At 61.7% G+C, this 16,149-nt stretch carries 16 protein-coding genes; 8 read left to right on the top strand and 8 right to left on the bottom strand.

Annotated elements, in window-relative coordinates:
- Positions 1-781, top strand: a 781-nt coding sequence (locus tag ABD819_RS11680; RefSeq protein WP_345124420.1) for a transposase, incomplete at its 5' end; no start/stop codon positions are given.
- Between the two features lie 266 nt (positions 782-1,047).
- Here the strand turns inward: ABD819_RS11680 and ABD819_RS11675 are convergent.
- Positions 1,048-3,222 carry an FG-GAP-like repeat-containing protein gene (locus ABD819_RS11675; protein ID WP_345124417.1) on the bottom strand — a complete coding sequence of 725 codons (2,175 nt, stop codon included), beginning with the start codon at positions 3,220-3,222 and terminating at the stop codon, positions 1,048-1,050.
- Positions 3,223-3,591: 369 nt separating this feature from the next.
- Positions 3,592-4,173 (bottom strand): hypothetical protein, encoded by a 582-nt coding sequence (locus ABD819_RS11670; RefSeq protein WP_345124414.1) that lies wholly within the window; start codon positions 4,171-4,173, stop codon positions 3,592-3,594.
- A gap of 366 nt (positions 4,174-4,539) precedes the next feature.
- Between ABD819_RS11670 and ABD819_RS11665 the strand changes: the two genes are divergently transcribed.
- From ABD819_RS11665 to ABD819_RS11640, 6 genes are all read left to right on the top strand, one after another.
- A complete protein-coding gene (locus ABD819_RS11665; protein ID WP_345124412.1) occupies positions 4,540-4,848 on the top strand; it encodes a type II toxin-antitoxin system HigB family toxin in 309 nt (102 codons plus the stop codon).
- 38 nt (positions 4,849-4,886) lie between these two features.
- Complete coding sequence (locus tag ABD819_RS11660; protein WP_345124409.1) at positions 4,887-5,240, top strand: helix-turn-helix domain-containing protein; 354 nt, start codon at positions 4,887-4,889, stop codon at positions 5,238-5,240.
- 96 nt (positions 5,241-5,336) lie between these two features.
- Positions 5,337-5,687 carry a hypothetical protein gene (locus tag ABD819_RS11655; RefSeq protein WP_345124407.1) on the top strand — a complete coding sequence of 117 codons (351 nt, stop codon included), beginning with the start codon at positions 5,337-5,339 and terminating at the stop codon, positions 5,685-5,687.
- A 421-nt stretch (positions 5,688-6,108) separates the two neighbouring features.
- Positions 6,109-6,567, top strand: a complete 459-nt coding sequence (locus tag ABD819_RS11650) for a 5'-nucleotidase C-terminal domain-containing protein (protein WP_345124424.1) — start codon at positions 6,109-6,111, stop codon at positions 6,565-6,567.
- 32 nt (positions 6,568-6,599) lie between these two features.
- Entirely contained in the window at positions 6,600-6,827 is a 228-nt protein-coding gene (locus ABD819_RS11645; protein WP_425553975.1) for a GDCCVxC domain-containing (seleno)protein, read from the top strand.
- Between the two features lie 161 nt (positions 6,828-6,988).
- Positions 6,989-7,360 (top strand): hypothetical protein, encoded by a 372-nt coding sequence (locus ABD819_RS11640; protein WP_345124405.1) that lies wholly within the window; start codon positions 6,989-6,991, stop codon positions 7,358-7,360.
- 589 nt (positions 7,361-7,949) lie between these two features.
- Here ABD819_RS11640 and ABD819_RS11635 read toward each other — a convergent pair.
- From ABD819_RS11635 to ABD819_RS11610, 6 genes are all read right to left on the bottom strand, one after another.
- Positions 7,950-9,182: an acetate/propionate family kinase gene (locus ABD819_RS11635; protein ID WP_345124402.1), complete on the bottom strand. Its 1,233-nt coding sequence runs from the start codon at positions 9,180-9,182 to the stop codon at positions 7,950-7,952.
- Positions 9,183-9,197: 15 nt separating this feature from the next.
- Positions 9,198-11,291 carry a phosphate acetyltransferase gene (pta, locus tag ABD819_RS11630; RefSeq protein ID WP_345124399.1) on the bottom strand — a complete coding sequence of 698 codons (2,094 nt, stop codon included), beginning with the start codon at positions 11,289-11,291 and terminating at the stop codon, positions 9,198-9,200.
- A gap of 336 nt (positions 11,292-11,627) precedes the next feature.
- Positions 11,628-12,047 (bottom strand): hypothetical protein, encoded by a 420-nt coding sequence (locus tag ABD819_RS11625; protein WP_345124397.1) that lies wholly within the window; start codon positions 12,045-12,047, stop codon positions 11,628-11,630.
- Positions 12,048-12,092: 45 nt separating this feature from the next.
- Complete coding sequence (locus ABD819_RS11620; RefSeq protein ID WP_345124396.1) at positions 12,093-12,392, bottom strand: hypothetical protein; 300 nt, start codon at positions 12,390-12,392, stop codon at positions 12,093-12,095.
- Between the two features lie 433 nt (positions 12,393-12,825).
- Positions 12,826-13,512, bottom strand: coding sequence for a peptide-methionine (S)-S-oxide reductase MsrA (msrA, locus tag ABD819_RS11615; protein WP_345124394.1), 687 nt, complete (start codon positions 13,510-13,512; stop codon positions 12,826-12,828).
- Between the two features lie 351 nt (positions 13,513-13,863).
- Positions 13,864-14,022: a hypothetical protein gene (locus ABD819_RS11610; protein WP_345124391.1), complete on the bottom strand. Its 159-nt coding sequence runs from the start codon at positions 14,020-14,022 to the stop codon at positions 13,864-13,866.
- A 665-nt stretch (positions 14,023-14,687) separates the two neighbouring features.
- Between ABD819_RS11610 and ABD819_RS11605 the strand changes: the two genes are divergently transcribed.
- Positions 14,688-16,091 carry an MBL fold metallo-hydrolase RNA specificity domain-containing protein gene (locus ABD819_RS11605; RefSeq protein WP_345124389.1) on the top strand — a complete coding sequence of 468 codons (1,404 nt, stop codon included), beginning with the start codon at positions 14,688-14,690 and terminating at the stop codon, positions 16,089-16,091.
- The last annotated feature ends 58 nt before the right edge of the window (positions 16,092-16,149 follow it).

Raw genomic sequence — 16,149 nt, 5'->3', positions numbered from 1 at the left:
TTACCTGCACGAGCAGGGGGGAGAGGTCGCCGTACTGAATCCACTGGTCATTAAGCGCTTCATTCAGATGCACTTGAGTAAAGGCAAAAGTGACCGCAAAGATGCGCAGTGGCTGTTGCGTTACGGCAAGCAGCAACCGGTAAAGGTCTGGCAGCCGGACGAAACGGTGCTGGTGGAATGTCGGCAGCTTGAACAGGTGAACGAGCAGCTGCTCAAGCAAAAAAAGATGGTCAGCAACTCCCTGGAAGCCTTGCAGCGCCAACCGGTCATCAGTAAGCTCGCGCTCAAGCGCCTGCAACAGATGCTCAAAACCTTGACCCGGCAAGTGGCCCTGGTTGAGGCCGAGTTGCTGACCCTATTAGAACAGCGCTTTGCCACTCAGATGACACTGCTGTGTTCCATTCCCGGCATTGGCCGCAAAACGGCCGGCATGCTGCTGCTCTTTGCCGGCGGCTTCACGCACTTCGACAACTACCGCCAGGTGATTGCCCTGGCTGGGTTGTCGCCTCGCGAGCATACGTCCGGTACCAGCATTCGCGGCAAGGTGCGCATCACCAAGATGGGCGGCGGCTTGATTCGCGGTAAGCTCTTCATGTGCAGCTTTTCAGCTAAGAAAACGAATGCGGCTTGTGCGGCCCTCTTTGACCGACTGGTGGCCAAGGGCAAGAAGCTGGCCCTGATTGCCGTCTGCAATAAGCTCCTCAAACAAGCCTTCGCCATCGTCAAGTCGGGTGTGCCCTACCAAGCCGATTTCAGCTCAAAACTTGCGCCCACCGCTTAACTTTTAACACAGTTCATGTAAAGGGACAGAACCCAGATAAGCACCGAGCTATTTGCACTTCCCCACTGCTCCCAAAATCCTGTTTGCCCCGGCCCGGGAAGGCACCTGGTGGCGAGTTTACGAAACTCATCCCCTCAGCACGTTTCGTAAACTTTGAATCGTAGACGAGTTTCGTAAACTCGCCGGGCGCTGCAGCGGCCTGTTGGCACCTGGTGTCGGGCCGCTGCTAGTAGTTTAGCAAAGGGAGCGATTTCCTGACCACTGTTCTACTGCACTACCTCCACCCACCCCTTATAAAACGTGCCGGTTCCAACGGGCCGCAACACGTAGTAGTAAACCCCCGGCGCGACGCCTGCTCCCCAGTCGTTGCGGTAGGCGGCCGTGGCGAATACCGACGCGCCCCAGCGGTTGTAGATGGTCAGCGCGGCGCCCGCCGGCCGCAAGCCATCGACGACGAAGCGCTCGTTGGCCCGGTCCCCGTTGGGGGTAATGATGTTGGGAATGACCAGGCACGGCGGAAGCGAGAGACGAGCCTGGACCCGGCAGCCCGATCCGTAGAAGGCGGTGACACTGTACGTGCCCGGGCCCGGAACGCGGATGGTGGCCGTGCTGTCACCCGTGCTCCACCGCAGGGCGGTGGCCCCAGGCGCATGGGCAGACAGCTGTGCCGCGGGAGCGGGACACGACGCGGTGTCGCCGGCAATCCGGACAGACTGCACCAGGGCGTGAACGCGGTAAACGGCGGTGCGCGTGAGGCCCCCGCCGAAGGTGGCAGTCACCGAGTACACGCCGGGGAGCGTGACCACCAGGCTCGCGGTGGTGGCCCCGGTGCTCCAGCGGTAGGCTGCCGCGGCCGCCCCGTTGCTGGCGGCCGTGAGGCGTATCTGCCCGCCGTTACAGAGCAGCGAATCCCCGGCAATGGACAGCGTCGGGGCCGGTACGGTCCCTTGGTTCAGGCGGACGCTGGTCATGCTGCCGACGGTGTTGGCCGTGAGCAAGTCCAGGTCTCCGTCCCCGTCCACGTCGCCCAGCGCCACGGCCATTGCGTCGCCGCCCACCCCGACGGCCTGTGCGGTGCCGAACGCGCCCGCGCTTCCCGTCCCGGCCCCGCTTCCATTCAGCAGCACGGCGAGGGTGCTGGTCGCCGCGGCGACCACCAGGTCCAGGTCGCCGTCGCTGTCCACATCGCCCAGCGCCATGGCCCGGGGTTCTCCGGCAACCGCGTAAGTCCGGGCACCAGCGAACTCCCCGGGGCTGCTGCCGCCCGCGTTCAGCAGCACGCTCACGCGGCCCGGGCCGCCGTTGGCGACCAGGTCCACGGCGCCATCCCCGTTCACGTCGCCGGCCACCACGCGGGTGCAGTACCTGCCCGTCAGCAACTCCTGGGCGCCGCTGAAGGAGCCGGGCGTGGCGCCGCGGGCGTTGCCGTCGTTGCGCCGCACGCTCACCGAACCGCCGGAGTAGTTGGCGCTGAGCAGGTCCAGGTCCCCGTCCCCGTCCACGTCGGCCAGGGCGACCCCCGCGGGCCCGATACCCACGCGCACGTCGGTTCCGTTGCTGAACAGCCCGGTGCCGGAGCCAGTGGCGTCGCCGCCGTTGAGCCGCACGCTGACGGTGTTGCTCTGCATGTTGGCCGTTGCCAGGTCCAGGTCACCATCGCCGTCCACATCGCCCATGGCCACGCTTTGCGGATCGGTGCCCACCGCCACGGCCTGGCCCCCGGTGAAAACGCCCGTGCCGGAGCCGCTGGCGTTGCCCCCGTTCAGGCGCACGCTGACCGAGTTGCCAAACCGGTTGGCGGTGAGCAGGTCCAAGTCGCCGTCGCCGTCCACATCGGCCAGCACTAGGCTCACGGGGGTGGTGCCTGTTGGGACGGGCTGCGGCGAGCCGCTGAAGGTACCGGTGCCGGAGCCGCTGGCGTTGCCGCCGTTGCGCACCACTTGCGCGGTGTTGGAAAAGGCGCTCGCCACCACCAAGTCCAGGTCGCCGTCGCCGTCTACGTCCCCGGTTGCCACGTCGAGGACGTCGGTGCGGAACACTTCGCTGCCGCCGCCGAACGAGCCCCGCCCCGGGCCCGTTACGGCGACGGTGAACTGCTGCACCCAGGGCTGGGCCAGGAAGCCGCCGGTTCCGGCCACGCCCCGCGTTACGGTGGCCTGCACGGTTTCGCCGGGCTGGAACTCGAACGACGCGGAAGACAACGCCAGGGTGGCCCCCGCCACCGTGGCGATTCCGCCGCCGCGCAAGCCGCCCCGCTGGCTGCCGAAGACTTTGAGGGCCGTGGCGGAGGCAGCGGTCAGCGGCTGGCTAAAACGGGCCACCACGCCGGCGCTGCGGGGGGCAGCGCGGTCATTCGCAGCGGGCGTGAAGCCGGTGAGAGTGGGTGCTTGGGCGTGTGCGGAGGCGCCCAGGAGCAGCCCGCCGAGCGCGCCTAGGATCAACGTGTAAAAATGCAAGTGGATAGGCAAAAAAGGCAGAAAAGAGCTCACCCAACAATAATTGGCTATGAACTTACGATCCGGTCAACAAGAAAAATCATTTAATTTGCTAAAGGGTTGTGCAACAAACGTTGTCTTATGTTGGGGGGCTCTCTTCCCACTTGACAAGCGGATTTCATTGTTCAATATTAGAGCTATAAAAAACCTCCGAATCGGAGACTTTCGATGCCGAGTTATTACATCGTACCCCCATCATAACTTGTTGCTATGCTTACGCACGATAGCAAGTCGCTGCAACGGGGCATGACTTACCATGCCCCGTCCCACATAAGTAGGATCCGATTCAATACTCCAGGTTTCGCTCCTAAGTCCCTACAATAGCGGCGTACTGACGTTTTTAAACTCACCGGTAATCTCTACATCCCCTCGCTCTGAGGCGGAGGTGTTCGGGCATGTTGCGGGATTGTACTGCCCAATTGCCTTGGCTTCAAAACTCCCGGTGATGCGTTTGGACGCCGCATCGTACGCCGTGATGCGCAGTGTGCGCATTGCTACCTGGCTGCTAAACTGAGCGATAGTATTGTTGCACATAGAGCTCCCTGTAATTTGCTTTAGGTCTAGATAAAAGTCAGTGCCCAAGGTGTAAGTACCCACTACGCCTTTTGCCAGTTTGCTGCGTTCCATGTAAATGCTAATCTCACTGCGATTACCCCCATCGGTCGCCACGAACTTGAATGACAAGGCAGGTATCGGAGAAGCGAGATCATCGGTGACAGCGGCCGAACAATTGGCTGGATCGTACCCCCGAAGCCACGCCTGACCTTGGTACCCTAAAAACTGCACGTTCAATCGCGCATACGGAGGCACCGCAACGCTGGGTTTGGCATCCTCTTTTTTGCTGCAACTCACCGATGTAAGTAGTGCAAAACCCAAAGTAATGTAAGTGTATTTCATGCGGGGGAACAAGTGAAAATGTAATTGGAGCACAAGGGTACGGCGGCAATTTCGCTCTTACACATATAAAATCAAGACTATCATAGAGCGCGGCACCAACAGGCCTAGACAAGCAGTATTAATCTTCAACTTTCACATTAACTGGCTTTTTTGCAGGCAATATGCAGCCTTGCCTTAAAAGTACATTGTAGTTCAGCGAAACGGTCGTTTGCTGAGACGCCCTGGCCGCTAAAAAAGAAGATGGACCCCAACCCGGCCGACCTGCGTCTCCTACCGTTGTTTTCCGTTCCTACTATTGTGCGACCCCCAAGACGGGTATTTTCTTCGCAATATGGAATTTAATTCCGAATTGCGTATGTTTGCCGCATGGCCATGATTGTCATTGAGGAAAAGACCATCACGAGCTACGGCCGCAAGAACGCTCAGGCGCGGGAAGCTTTAAAGGTGTGGTTTGCCCAAGTGCAGCTCTGCACCTGGTCGAGCCACAACGACCTGCTGGCCGACTTTGCCACGGCGGACTACATCGGCCAGGGCCGCTACGTATTCGACATCAAGGGCAACCACTACCGGCTGGTGGCCCAGGTGTTGTTTTCGCTGCGCACCGTCGATATCCGGCGCATCATGACCCACGCCGATTACAGCAAGCTGAGTAAAAAGCAGCTGCAAGACCTCTGAGGTCCTCTTTCTTCCCTTTTGTTCTAATCCCCCAGACCGTGAACCTGACTACCGAAGCCGAGCACAAAGCCGCCGTGAAGGAATTCCGGACACTGGCCACCGACGAAGAAGCCAACCACGCCCGCCTACTGGTGCTGCGCGACGCCATCCACGCCTTTGAGGAGGCGAACGGCCATAACCCCGGCCCCCCGACCACCGTGGCCGGCCGGCTGCAGGTGGAGATGTTCAAGCGCCGGCTGAAGCAGAAGCAGCTCGCGCAGCTGCTGGAGGTGGGCGAGTCGCGCCTGAGCGAGGTGCTGCGCGGCCGACGGCCGGCCAACGGCGACTTCCTGCGCCGCATGTACCAGAAGCTGGGCATCCCGGCCGCAGAAGTCTTGGAGTTAACGGCTTAGCGGTTCTGTTAGTCGGTAAGACAAGTGGTAAGACAGTTGGTTGGGTAGCCCATTTGGGCCTACCTATGCGTCTTACATCGTGTAATACGCCCTGCTATGCCGCCCAAACTCAGTCTGACAGATACGCCAATCGGTAAGACAACGTCCGAAACCGGTCTAACGGAACCGGAAACCGGTAAGACAATGTCCGAAATCAGTCTTACTGAAACCAGTGCTGGTAAGACAGCCAATGAATCAACTATTGCTGACCATCTTATGGTGGGTAAGACCGGTAATAAAGGGGGACGCCCGCCCAAGCCGGTCAGCACCACGGCCGTCACCTGGTCCGTGCGGGGAGTGGGGTTCTCGTTACAACGGGGCGAGAAATTACGGTTAGGGTCCCATTATCTGACGAGGCAACCGCAAAGTGACACATTGATTCGTGAGACGGTTATAAAAGGTACGTAGCCGGATAACAAAGTCCCGTTTTAGCAGGCCATCGTCTGCCTCGTAAAACGAACGTTTAGTGGGATACCAGCAAAATGCATTGATAAACAATGCTTTGGGGCTTACCGTAATTTCTCGCCCCGTTGTAACGAGAACCCCATGCAGGCGGCTGCGGCGGCCGGGCAGGGGGCCGCGGGGTTCTCGTTACAACGGGGCGAAAAATTACGATAAGGCACAAACCATTGTTTATCAATGGGGTCCGCTGTCATCTCATCAAACGTTCGTTTTAGGAGGCGAACGGAGGCGAGGCCGGAAGGCCACCTGGTGCTTCGGCTCCATGCCTTTTATTGACGTCTCACGAATCAATTAATCACCTTAAAGCTGATTGGTGAGTTAGCAAGACCCTTACCGTAATTTTCCGCCCCGTTGTAACGAGAACCCCATATCCCTTGAAGCCGGCCCCATCACCCGCGAAGCCCTGTACACGCTGCTGCCGCATCCCTCCAGGCTGGTGACGATGACCCTGACCGGCGCGCAGCTCACGGCCCTATTGGAGCAGAGCGCCACCAACCTCAACCCCGGCGACGACCTGAAGCGGGTAGGGGGGCTAATCCAAAGCAGCGGCCTGGACTGGACCGCCGACCTCGGCCGCCAGGCCGGGCAGCGGGTAAGCGCCGTGCAGGTAAACGGCCAGCCCCTGGCCGCCACCCGCGCCTACCGGGTGGTGACGCACAACGTCATGCTCAGCGGCATTCACCGCTACACCACGTTTGCCCAGGGCCAGGAGATTAAAAAGCTGAATAAGGGTGTGACGGACGTGGTGGAAGCCGGCCTGCGCCGCCGCGGCAAAGTAGCCCCGCCCGTGCCGGCGCGGGTGCAGATTAGGCCCGCCAAAAAATAGGTGAATAGCTTTCAACACTAATTAGCTTTCGTATGCCCTCCACCATGCCCCCGCAGCTTACCTCGACACTCACCTGCCCTGCCTGCGGCCACGCCCAGTCCGAGCAGATGCCCACCGATGCCTGCCAGTATTTCTACGAATGTCCGGCCTGCCACACGGTCCTGAAACCCCTGGCCGGCGACTGCTGCGTGTTTTGTTCTTATGGTTCGGTGCCGTGCCCGCCCATCCAGGCACAGGGCCCGGGAAGTTGCTGTAGTTGAGCTACTCTACGGCAGGTTCTGTTTCCTTGAGCGCATGCGCTGAAACGGCCAACGAACCATCCCAGGAGCTGGTTTCGCTTAAAGCCACATACCTCTGATTCACGTAGCACGGGCGCTACTCCCGAATTTGTGGCGCAACCTTGCACCGTTCGTACTGCTCTATGCCACGCTTCCTGTCCCATTTGCTATTGCTGCTTTATGCGGGTGTTTTCCTGCATTGCCAGCCCCTGCCCGGGTTGGCCGCCAGCGTAGCGGGCACTTCAGACTCGCAGCAGAAGCAGTCCGGCTCCGGCCTCTGCAAAAAGAAGCTGCAAACGGTGCAGGCCGACCCTGCGGCCGTAAAAGAGCTGGCGGCGAAATATCATCCGCTGCCGCTCGATACCGGTGTGGCCACCGAATACGCGGCCCTGTATTTCGGCCTGATTTTCCCGGCCGACCAGCCCACCATCACCCCCGCCCGTGGCCCCAATGCCGGCCCCGAGCAGGTCTTTGCCAACCACCCCAATAAGGCTCCGCCCGTCCTTTTTTCTTAGGAAAAGCGAGGAGGAGCCGGGTGCCATACCCGGCTAGCTGCCCCCGTTTTACGGATGCAGCTAGCCGGTTTTTTTATGCCCTGACCGGCCCGGGCGCCGCAGTAGCCGCGCCGCCTGCTCCTTCGGTTTCACGCCGGAGAGCAAGCCCGCATTTTCCTGAGAAACCCCAGTAAATCTGCAAATAACTGGCTGAACAGCACCATTGTGTGCGTTTTCTAGCCGAATTTCTGTCACGACTGCTTCGGAATTTGGCTGTGGTCCAAAGTAGGGTGACAAACAATTGGTCAAACAAATTAAATTTCTTTGCAAGTTATTGACCAATAGTAATTAACAGCTAAGTATAACCTGCTTAAATTAACATTTCACCCTTCTTTGGACCACCGCCCGGAATTTATGCTTTTTTCCTGCCTTGTTGCCCGCTGGCGGCAACCACCGGCTTATCGACGACTGACCATGGCACAGGGCAAACCCGCCGGTGCCTAACAAATGAGACTGTGTTCATATCAACTTTGTCATCGTTTAAATCTCCCAATCATGACTCGTAAAACGCTCACCTCCTGGCTCCCGCTGGCTCTGCTCGCTCTTGTAATCAACAACTTACCACCTCATCACCCCGCAGCAGCCCGGCGCACTGCCGGGCAATTTCCAGCTCCTCGTTGGTCGGAATAACCAGAATACGCACCCGCGAATGCGGCCCGCTCAGGTCCCGGAGCCCCGGGGTGCGTTCCTGGTTTTTAGCCTCGTCCAGCTCCAAACCAAAGAACTCCATGTTCTCGCAAACCCTGGCGCGCACCAGGGCGTCGTTCTCCCCCACCCCGGCCGTGAACACAATGGCGTCCAGGCCGTTCAGCGTAGCCGTGTAGGCCCCAATATATTGGCGAATGCGGTAGGCATACAGGTCGTAGGCGAGCGCAGCGCGGGCATCGCCAGCGGCCAGGGCCTGGCCGATGTCGCGCATGTCGTTGGAACCGGCAAGGCCCAGCATCCCGCTTTGCTGGTTGAGCAGCGTGCTCACTTGTTCGGCGGTGTAGCCCAGCTGTAGCTGCAGATGCAGCAGCACCGACGGGTCAATGTCGCCGGCGCGGGTGCCCATCACCAGGCCCCCCAATGGGCCAAAGCCCATGGTAGTGTCCAGAGACCGGCCGCCGCGCACCGCCGCCATGCTGCATCCGTTACCCAGGTGGAGGGTGATGAGGCGGGCATCGGGCTGGCCCAGGTAGGCAGCGGCTTGGGCGGCCACAAACTGATGGCTGGTGCCATGAAAGCCGTACTTCCGAATGCGCTGCTCTTCATAAAGGACCGTGGGCAACGCGTAGCGGTACGCGTATTCGGGCATGGTTTGATGAAAGGCGGTATCAAACACGGCCACTTGCCGGGCGCGGGTAAACAGGCGCTCGGCCACTTCAATGCCCAGGTAGTTGGCCGGGTTGTGCAACGGCACCAGCACGAACAGTCGCTTGATTTCCGCCTTCACTGCCTCCGTGATGAGCGCCGTGGCCGCAAAGGCTTCGCCGCCGTGCACCACGCGGTGGCCCACCACGGCAATCTCGCCCGGGTCCTGAATCACCCCGCCGGGCTGCTCGGTGAGCAGGCGCACTACTTCGCGCAGGCCGGCTTCGTGGTCGGGCAGCAGGAGGGTGCGCAACTGCTCGGTCGGCGCGGTGCCTGCGGGGGCTTGCGGGTCGAAAACCTGGTGGCGAATGGTGGCCTGCCCGGAGCCAATGCGCTCCACCAGGCCGCTGCACACCGGCTGCTCGGTCGGCCATCGAAAAAGCTGGTACTTGATGGAGCTGCTGCCGGAATTGACGACGAAAATGTTCATAGAAAATAGGTGGCGCTACTGCTGCTGGCTTTGGATGGCGGTAATTACCACCGTGTTGAAAATATCGTCCACCGTGCAGCCGCGGCTGAGGTCATTCACCGGTTTGTTCAAGCCCTGCAGCACGGGGCCAATGGCCAATGCGCCCGTTTCGCGCTGCACCGCTTTGTAGGTATTATTTCCCGTGTTCAAATCCGGAAAAATGAGCACGCTGGCCTGGCCGGCTACCTCCGAATCGGGCAGCTTCAGGCGGCCCACCAGCGGGTCCACGGCCGCGTCGTACTGAATGGGGCCCTCCACTTTCAGGTCGGGGCGCTTTTGGCGGACCAGCTCGGTGGCCTGCCGCACCTTCTCCACATCGGCCCCGGCGCCCGAAGTGCCCGACGAGTAGGACAGCATGGCCACCCGCGGCTCGATGCCAAAGGCGCGGCTGCTTTCGGCCGAGGAAATGGCGATTTCGGCCAATTGCTCGGCCGTGGGGTTGGGGTTCACGGCGCAGTCGCCGAACACGGCCACGCGGTCGGGCAGGCACATGAAGAACACCGACGACACCACCGACACGCCCGGCTTGGTTTTGATGAACTGCAGCGCCGGCCGGATGGTGTGCTGCGTGGTGTGCACCGCCCCCGACACCATGCCGTCGGCGTGGCCCTGGTACACCATCATCGAGCCGAAGTAGGACACGTCCCGCAGCAGGTCGCGGGCCATGGCCTGGTTCACGCCCTTGTCTTTGCGCAGCTCATAAAACGTCTCCACGTAGTCGGCGTACTGCTCGGAATTAACCGGGTCGATGATGCGCAGGTGGCCGGCGGGCAGGTGCAGGCCCAGGCGCTTGGCCGAAGCCGCCACTTCGGCCGGGTCGCCGAGAATGGTCAGGTCCACCACGTCCTGGTGCAGCAGCTGCGCGGCGGCCCGCAGAATGCGGTCGTCGTTGCCCTCGGGCAGCACAATGTGGCGCCGCGCGCGTTTGGCCCACTGCAGCAGCCGGTACTGAAACATGTGCGGCGTAATGCCTTCGGACTGGAAGCTCACCAGCTTCTCTTCCAGGACCCGCACGTCCACGTACCGCTCGAACGTGTGGATGGCCCGCTGGATTTTCTTCGGGTTGTCGGGCGTGATGCGGGATTTGATATTGGCCACCCGGGTAGTCGTTTCGAAAGTGCCCATGGGCACGGCCAGGATGGGCACCACGCTCGGCAGGCCTTCCAGCAGGCGCATGATGGGCGGGTCAGGCTCGGAGCCGGCCGTGAGCACCAGCCCCGCCACCCGCGGGTAGCTGGCCGACATGTTGGCCTGCAACGCCGCCACGATGATGTCGCCCCGGTCGCCGGGCGTCACAATCAGCACGTTGTCCTTGAGGTAGTTCAGGAACTGCGGCACCTGCATGGCCCCGATAATGTAGTTGTCGACCTGCCCGCCCAGGCCCGCCTCGCCAAAGAGCAGCTTGCCGCCCAGCCCGGCCTGGATTTCGCGCATGGTGGGGTGCAGCAGGTCGGGGTCATCGGGGATAACGGCCAGCAGCACGTCTGGGGGGAGTTGGGCGCGGAGCAGCGCCTGCACGTCCTCGGCCTGGGCCGGCACCACGCGGTTGGCCACCACCAGCAGCACCGGCACCTCGCGCCCCTCGAAGCTGCGCAGCAGCGTGAGCACCGAGCTCACCAGCTGGGCCGTGCTTTTGCCCTCGCCCGACACCACCAGCACCACCGGCACGCCCAGGTTTTTGGCAATGGAGAGGTTGGCATCGAATTCAAAAGCGGTGCCCGGACCCAGGAAGTCGCTGCCCTCCACCACCGTAAAATCGTAGTGGTCTTCCCAGTGCTTGAACTTGCGAATCACCGCATCAATCAGCTCACCCTGCGCGTCGGCCTCGATTAGCCGCAGGGCCTCCGGGCGCGTGTAAGCGTAGGTGTCGGCATAAGGCAGCGGCAGCTTGAAATGCCTCGTGATGGTGTCGATGTGTGGGTCGGGGCCCTGCGCGGGGTCATAGTCGATGATGGGCTTAAAGTACCCCACGCGGCGGGCCTGCCCCAGCAGCATGTTCACCAGGCCCAGCGCAACCAGGGATTTGCCGCTGTTGGGCTCGGCGACGGCGATAAAAACGGCTTTTGTCATGGTTTAGGTAACGTAGTGACCGCGCCCGGCGTTGGCCTACTAGCCGACAGGGCCAGCGGCCCACGCAAGTATCCGTCCTGGTTAGGCTGCCCACATCAAAGTCCACGGCTTCGGCGGTGGAGTCTGCCCATGAGAGCTGGTGGCTCCACCTGCACGCAACCCGATTGAAAACGGCAAAGTAGCACCCAGACCAGTACTACTCTGTTTGAATTGCCGCCGGCTGTGCTACGCCAGGGAGCTCAGCAAAAAGCGGGCGGCAACGCTCTGACCGAAAACGAAGCAATTAGCCTCCTTTTCGGCAAGTGCCTTGCCGCCCGCTTTTCGGCTGTGTCAGCCTCAGACTTTCACGTCGTAGCGGTCGAGCATCATCACCTTATCCCAGGCCTTCACAAACGCTTTCACGAAGCGCTTATGGCCATCGCTGCCGGCGTACGCTTCTGCAACCGCCCGCAGCTGGCTGTTGGAGCCGAACAAGAGGTCCGACCGCGTGGCCGTAAAGCGTTTTTCTCCCGTCGTGCGGTCGTTAAGCGAGAAGGTCATGCCTTTCGCGTCCGTCTTCTTCCAGTCGAAGTCCATGCTGGTCAGCACGGTAAAGAAGTCGTTGGTGAGCACGCCCACGCGGTCGGTGAAAATGCCGTGCGCCGAGCCGTCGTGGTTGGTGTTCATCGCCCGCAGGCCCCCCACCAGCGCCACCCACTCCGGCGAGGTGAGCGACAGCAGTTGCGCCTTGTCGAGGAACAGCTCCTCGGGGGCCACGCCCTGCGAAATCTGCGGGCCGTAGTTATGGTAGTCCGACGGCCACTAGGCGACCGAAGAGGTCAGGAAGCCCTTGATTTCTTCCTTCAGCGCAGGCAGGTCGATGGCGTTGAAGGCCTGGGCGTAGTCGAAGTCATCGCCGAGCGGATTGGCGCCCGGGCCGTTCTGGTGCAGCAGCTCCACCCGCAGCCGATTGGGGTACCAGTCGGACAGCGTAGGCGGCGTTCCCTCCGCGCCACCGATGCGGTCCCCGCCGAAGGGACATTTGCCAGCCATTTCGAATGTTTTGGTGTCGGTCTTGTCGTGGCTCGTGTTATTCATTATGATTTCCTTTAAGATTTTCAAATTGGGGTAAGCCGTCGCTAGCGCGCCACTTATTAACTAAGCAGTCGTTCAAAAGTAAACGGGTTGTCAGTTGCTTGTTGTTAGTTGTCAGTCAGACGATTGCCATCCTGCTAACAACTGACAACTAATGACTAACAACTTAAGCAGCAGCGCTTCGGGTTGTTGCGGGCCAAAAATCGCAACTGCAATTAACTGGCTTCCGAGGCAGACAAATAGCGCGTACTCATTCAAAATCAGGGCTTTCAATTGCAGCTCTGGTCAAACGCAGGCACTGGGCCCGCGGCTGCATTCTAAAGGAAGCCGTAAGGCGCCCAGGACGGTGGGAAAGGCCAGCCAGCCGCGTGGCCCGTTCGTCCGCAGCCAAGGGAACGAAGCGTTTGAGCCTCCCCAAACGTGCGCATTTAGCAAGGCCTGATTACTGGTGGCCCGTTCCTTAGCGCGGGCTTTTCAGCAGCTCGGGGAATTTGCGGCGAAACTTCTCCACTTTGGGGGTCGACTCGCTCTGCACGTACCCGGACTCGGGGTGGCGGCGGTAGTAACCCTGGTGGTAGTCCTCGGCGGGCCAGAACTTTTGGAACGGCACCACCTGGGTGACGACGGGGCTCCCGTACTGCTGGCTGGCATTAACGCGGGCAATGGCGTCTTCGATGGCTTTTTTCTCTTCCGGGGTGCGGTAGAAGGCCACGGAGCGATACTGCGCCCCGGCGTCGGGCCCTTGGCGGTTGAGGGTGGTGGGGTCGTGGGCGGCCCGGAAAAACACCTCTACCAGCGTGGCGAAGCTCACCTCTTTCGGGTCGTAGTACACCTCGATGGCCTCGGCGTGGCCGGTTTCGCCCCGGCCCACCTGCTCGTAGGTGGGGTTGGCTTCGCGGCCCCCGCTGTAGCCCGACACCACGGCGTTCACGCCTTTCAGCTCCTCGAATACTTCTTCGGTGCACCAGAAGCAGCCCCCGGCGAACGTAGCCGTGGCGAGGCCCTGCCTGTCGGCGGGCGCGGCCCCGGCCGTGGAACGGACCACGGGCGGGTTATTCGTTTGCTGGACCTCGGCGGGCGGTTCGGTGCAGGAGGCCAGCAGCAGCAGGAACAGGGCGGCCAGGCTGTTTTTCAGGAAATGAGCCATATGGATACAGACTTAAAAGAGAAATGAAAAATTCAGCGGCCGGGCCGCCAGAGCTTCCTTACGCAAACCCGCCCCGGCCGACCGGCTCTACTACCGCCTCGGGCAGGAGGACGCGGACGGCACCCGCCACTACGGCCCCGTGGTCACGGTGGCGGCCGCCGGCGGCTGTTTCGCTCACGGTGACCTCAACCCCAACGACCCCGGCCAGCCGCCATCTGCGTTGGTGTCTTATTTCTGAAAAGGCAGCGGTTTGCCCGCTGGGCACGTGTACTGGTCGGTGGTCCGGTCGTAGGTAGAGCCCTCGATTTCGGGCCTATACTGGCCAAACACTGGAATCCAGGCCGTCACCCCCTAGGCTTCCAACAAGGCGTAGTTCGGGCCGTTGGCATAGCCGGCGTCAGCCAGCAAGTCGCGCATCCGCAGTTCGTGGGTACCCAGGCGCTGTTGCAATCCCGTCAACAAGCGCGGCAGGTGGCAGCTGTCGCGGCTGTCAGCTAAATCCGCTTGCACGTGGCTAATGACGCCTTGGGCCGTATCGACGGATAAGCTACACAGGTAGTTCAGGGCCCGCGCTTTGCCGGGTTTAACGGAAATGCGCGCGTCCGGGTCAGTCGGGCTATAATGTGTTTTATTGCTCACCAAACGGGCTTTTTCGTGCTGTGCTCCCAAGGCCCCCGGCTCGGTCCGGCGTTTGGCTTGCCGGGCTGCTTCGCAGCGCAACTGATGGGCGGGGCCGAGTGCACCGCTGCCGGGGGCGGCAGGGCGTGCCCGCCTTCGTACTGCTGCGCAACGGCGTGGAGCTGTGGCGGCAGCAGGGCCTGCCCGCAGGCGCACCCATGGCCGCCTTGCTGCTAAGTGAGCTGGCCGCGGCCGCGGGGTAGCTGATGTTACGCAGTGGCTTCTGCGGTTTGTTCTTTGGTTGCTGGTTGCTGGTTGCTCGTTTCAAGGTGCTGGTTGCTGGCTTAACGCTTGTGAGCCGCTTTTATAGGACGAGCAACCAGAAACCAGCAATACACCCCGCTCGGTTAGCCCGGTTCGCGGAGTGCAAGGCCAGGCGGCAGCAACTTTCCTGTCCAAGGTCAGGCCTTCGGGATGACTTTCGTCAAGGCGGCGGGGCGGGGATTTCGGTACTCTTGTGTCGGGCTTTATTCGGGCCAGCCTCTTCTGTTAATTCTATGGATGTTACCCTGCAATTTCTGGGGGCCGCGCACTGCGTCACCGGCTCCAAATACCTGCTCACGCTCGACGACCACGCCGCCCGGCCGCACCAGCTGATGGTGGACTGCGGCCTGTTTCAGGGGCTGAAGGAGCTGCGCCTGCGCAACCGCGAGCCGCTGCCACTGCCGGCGGCCGACGTGGAGCTGGTCATCCTCACCCATGCTCACATCGACCACAGCGGCTACCTGCCCAAGCTGGTGCGCGACGGCTTCCGGGGCCGCATCCTGTGCACCGAAGCCACGGCCGACCTGCTCAGCATCATGCTCCTCGATTCGGCCAAGCTCCAGGAAGAAGAAGCCGCGTACGCCAACAAAAAAGGCTACTCCAGGCACCACCCCGCCGAGCCGCTCTACACCCAGGCCGACGTGGAGCACATGCTGCCGCTGGTGGAAAGCGTGGCCTACGACGCCCCCGTGGCCTTGCTCGATGGCCTGCTCACGCTCACCTTCCGCGATGCCGGCCACATCCTCGGCTCGGCCATTGTGGAGCTGGAGGTGCAGGGCGCGCAGCAGCGCAAGAAGCTGGTGTTTTCCGGCGACCTGGGCCGCTACGACAACCCGGTGCTGTTCGACCCCACGCCCATTACCTCGGCCGACGTGCTGCTGGTGGAGTCCACCTACGGCGACCGCGACGCCCGCATCGAAGACCCCGAGGCCGAGATGGTGCAGGTGGTGACCGAGGCCATGGCCCGGGGCGGCGTGCTGCTCATTGCCGCCTTCGCCGTGGGCCGCACCCAAACCCTGCTCTACTTCCTCAAAAAGCTCATTGCCGAAGGCCGCCTGCCCCAGGTGCCGGTGTACGTAGACAGCCCGATGGGCATTCGCGTGTCGGACCTGTACCCGCGCCACCCGGCCGCCCACCGCCTTGGGCACGGCAACGTGTTTGACTTCCCGGGCGTGCGCTTCGTGACCGAAGCCCGGGAGTCGAAGGGGCTGAACTCGAAAACCGGGGCGGCCATCATCGTTTCCTCCAGCGGCATGCTCACCGGCGGGCGCATCATTCACCACCTGTTCAACCGCCTCTCCCGGCCCCAGGACACGCTGCTGCTCGTGGGCTACCAGGCCGAGGGCACCCGGGGCCGCCGCCTGCAAAACGGCGAAACCGAAATTAAAATGTTTGGCGAAATGGTGCCCGTGCGCTGCCAGGTCAAGCAGCTCCACGGCTTCTCGGCCCACGCCGACCGCTCGGAGCTGCTGCGCTGGCTGGGCCAGTTTCTGGCCCCGCCCAAGCGCACGTTTATCGTGCACGGCGAGCCCGCCCCCGCCGAGGCCCTGGCGAAAGCCCTGCGCGAAGCCCACGGCTGGTCCAACGTGGAAGTGCCCGACTACCTGGACCGGCATGTGCTGTTTGAAGGCATTTAGGGCGGGAATAAATCCCGGCCACAAGCAGCAAGTAGCCGACTACCGGACCGGCTCCCAA

Source organism: Hymenobacter antarcticus (assembly GCF_039539545.1).
Classification (GTDB): Bacteria; Bacteroidota; Bacteroidia; order Cytophagales; family Hymenobacteraceae; genus Hymenobacter; species Hymenobacter antarcticus.
This window is presented reverse-complemented; position numbering and strand designations above follow the sequence as displayed.

Bases quoted from the DNA above. Each gene is read 5' to 3' on its own strand.
- ABD819_RS11635 (WP_345124402.1), bottom strand. From the start codon at position 9,182: ATGAACATTTTCGTCGTCAATTCCGGCAGCAGCTCCATCAAGTACCAG.
- msrA (WP_345124394.1), bottom strand. From the start codon at position 13,512: ATGGCTCATTTCCTGAAAAACAGCCTGGCCGCCCTGTTCCTGCTGCTG.
- ABD819_RS11640 (WP_345124405.1), top strand. From the start codon at position 6,989: ATGCCACGCTTCCTGTCCCATTTGCTATTGCTGCTTTATGCGGGTGTT.
- ABD819_RS11645 (WP_425553975.1), top strand. From the start codon at position 6,600: ATGCCCTCCACCATGCCCCCGCAGCTTACCTCGACACTCACCTGCCCT.
- pta (WP_345124399.1), bottom strand. From the start codon at position 11,291: ATGACAAAAGCCGTTTTTATCGCCGTCGCCGAGCCCAACAGCGGCAAA.
- ABD819_RS11670 (WP_345124414.1), bottom strand. From the start codon at position 4,173: ATGAAATACACTTACATTACTTTGGGTTTTGCACTACTTACATCGGTG.
- ABD819_RS11655 (WP_345124407.1), top strand. From the start codon at position 5,337: ATGCCGCCCAAACTCAGTCTGACAGATACGCCAATCGGTAAGACAACG.
- ABD819_RS11665 (WP_345124412.1), top strand. From the start codon at position 4,540: ATGGCCATGATTGTCATTGAGGAAAAGACCATCACGAGCTACGGCCGC.
- ABD819_RS11605 (WP_345124389.1), top strand. From the start codon at position 14,688: ATGGATGTTACCCTGCAATTTCTGGGGGCCGCGCACTGCGTCACCGGC.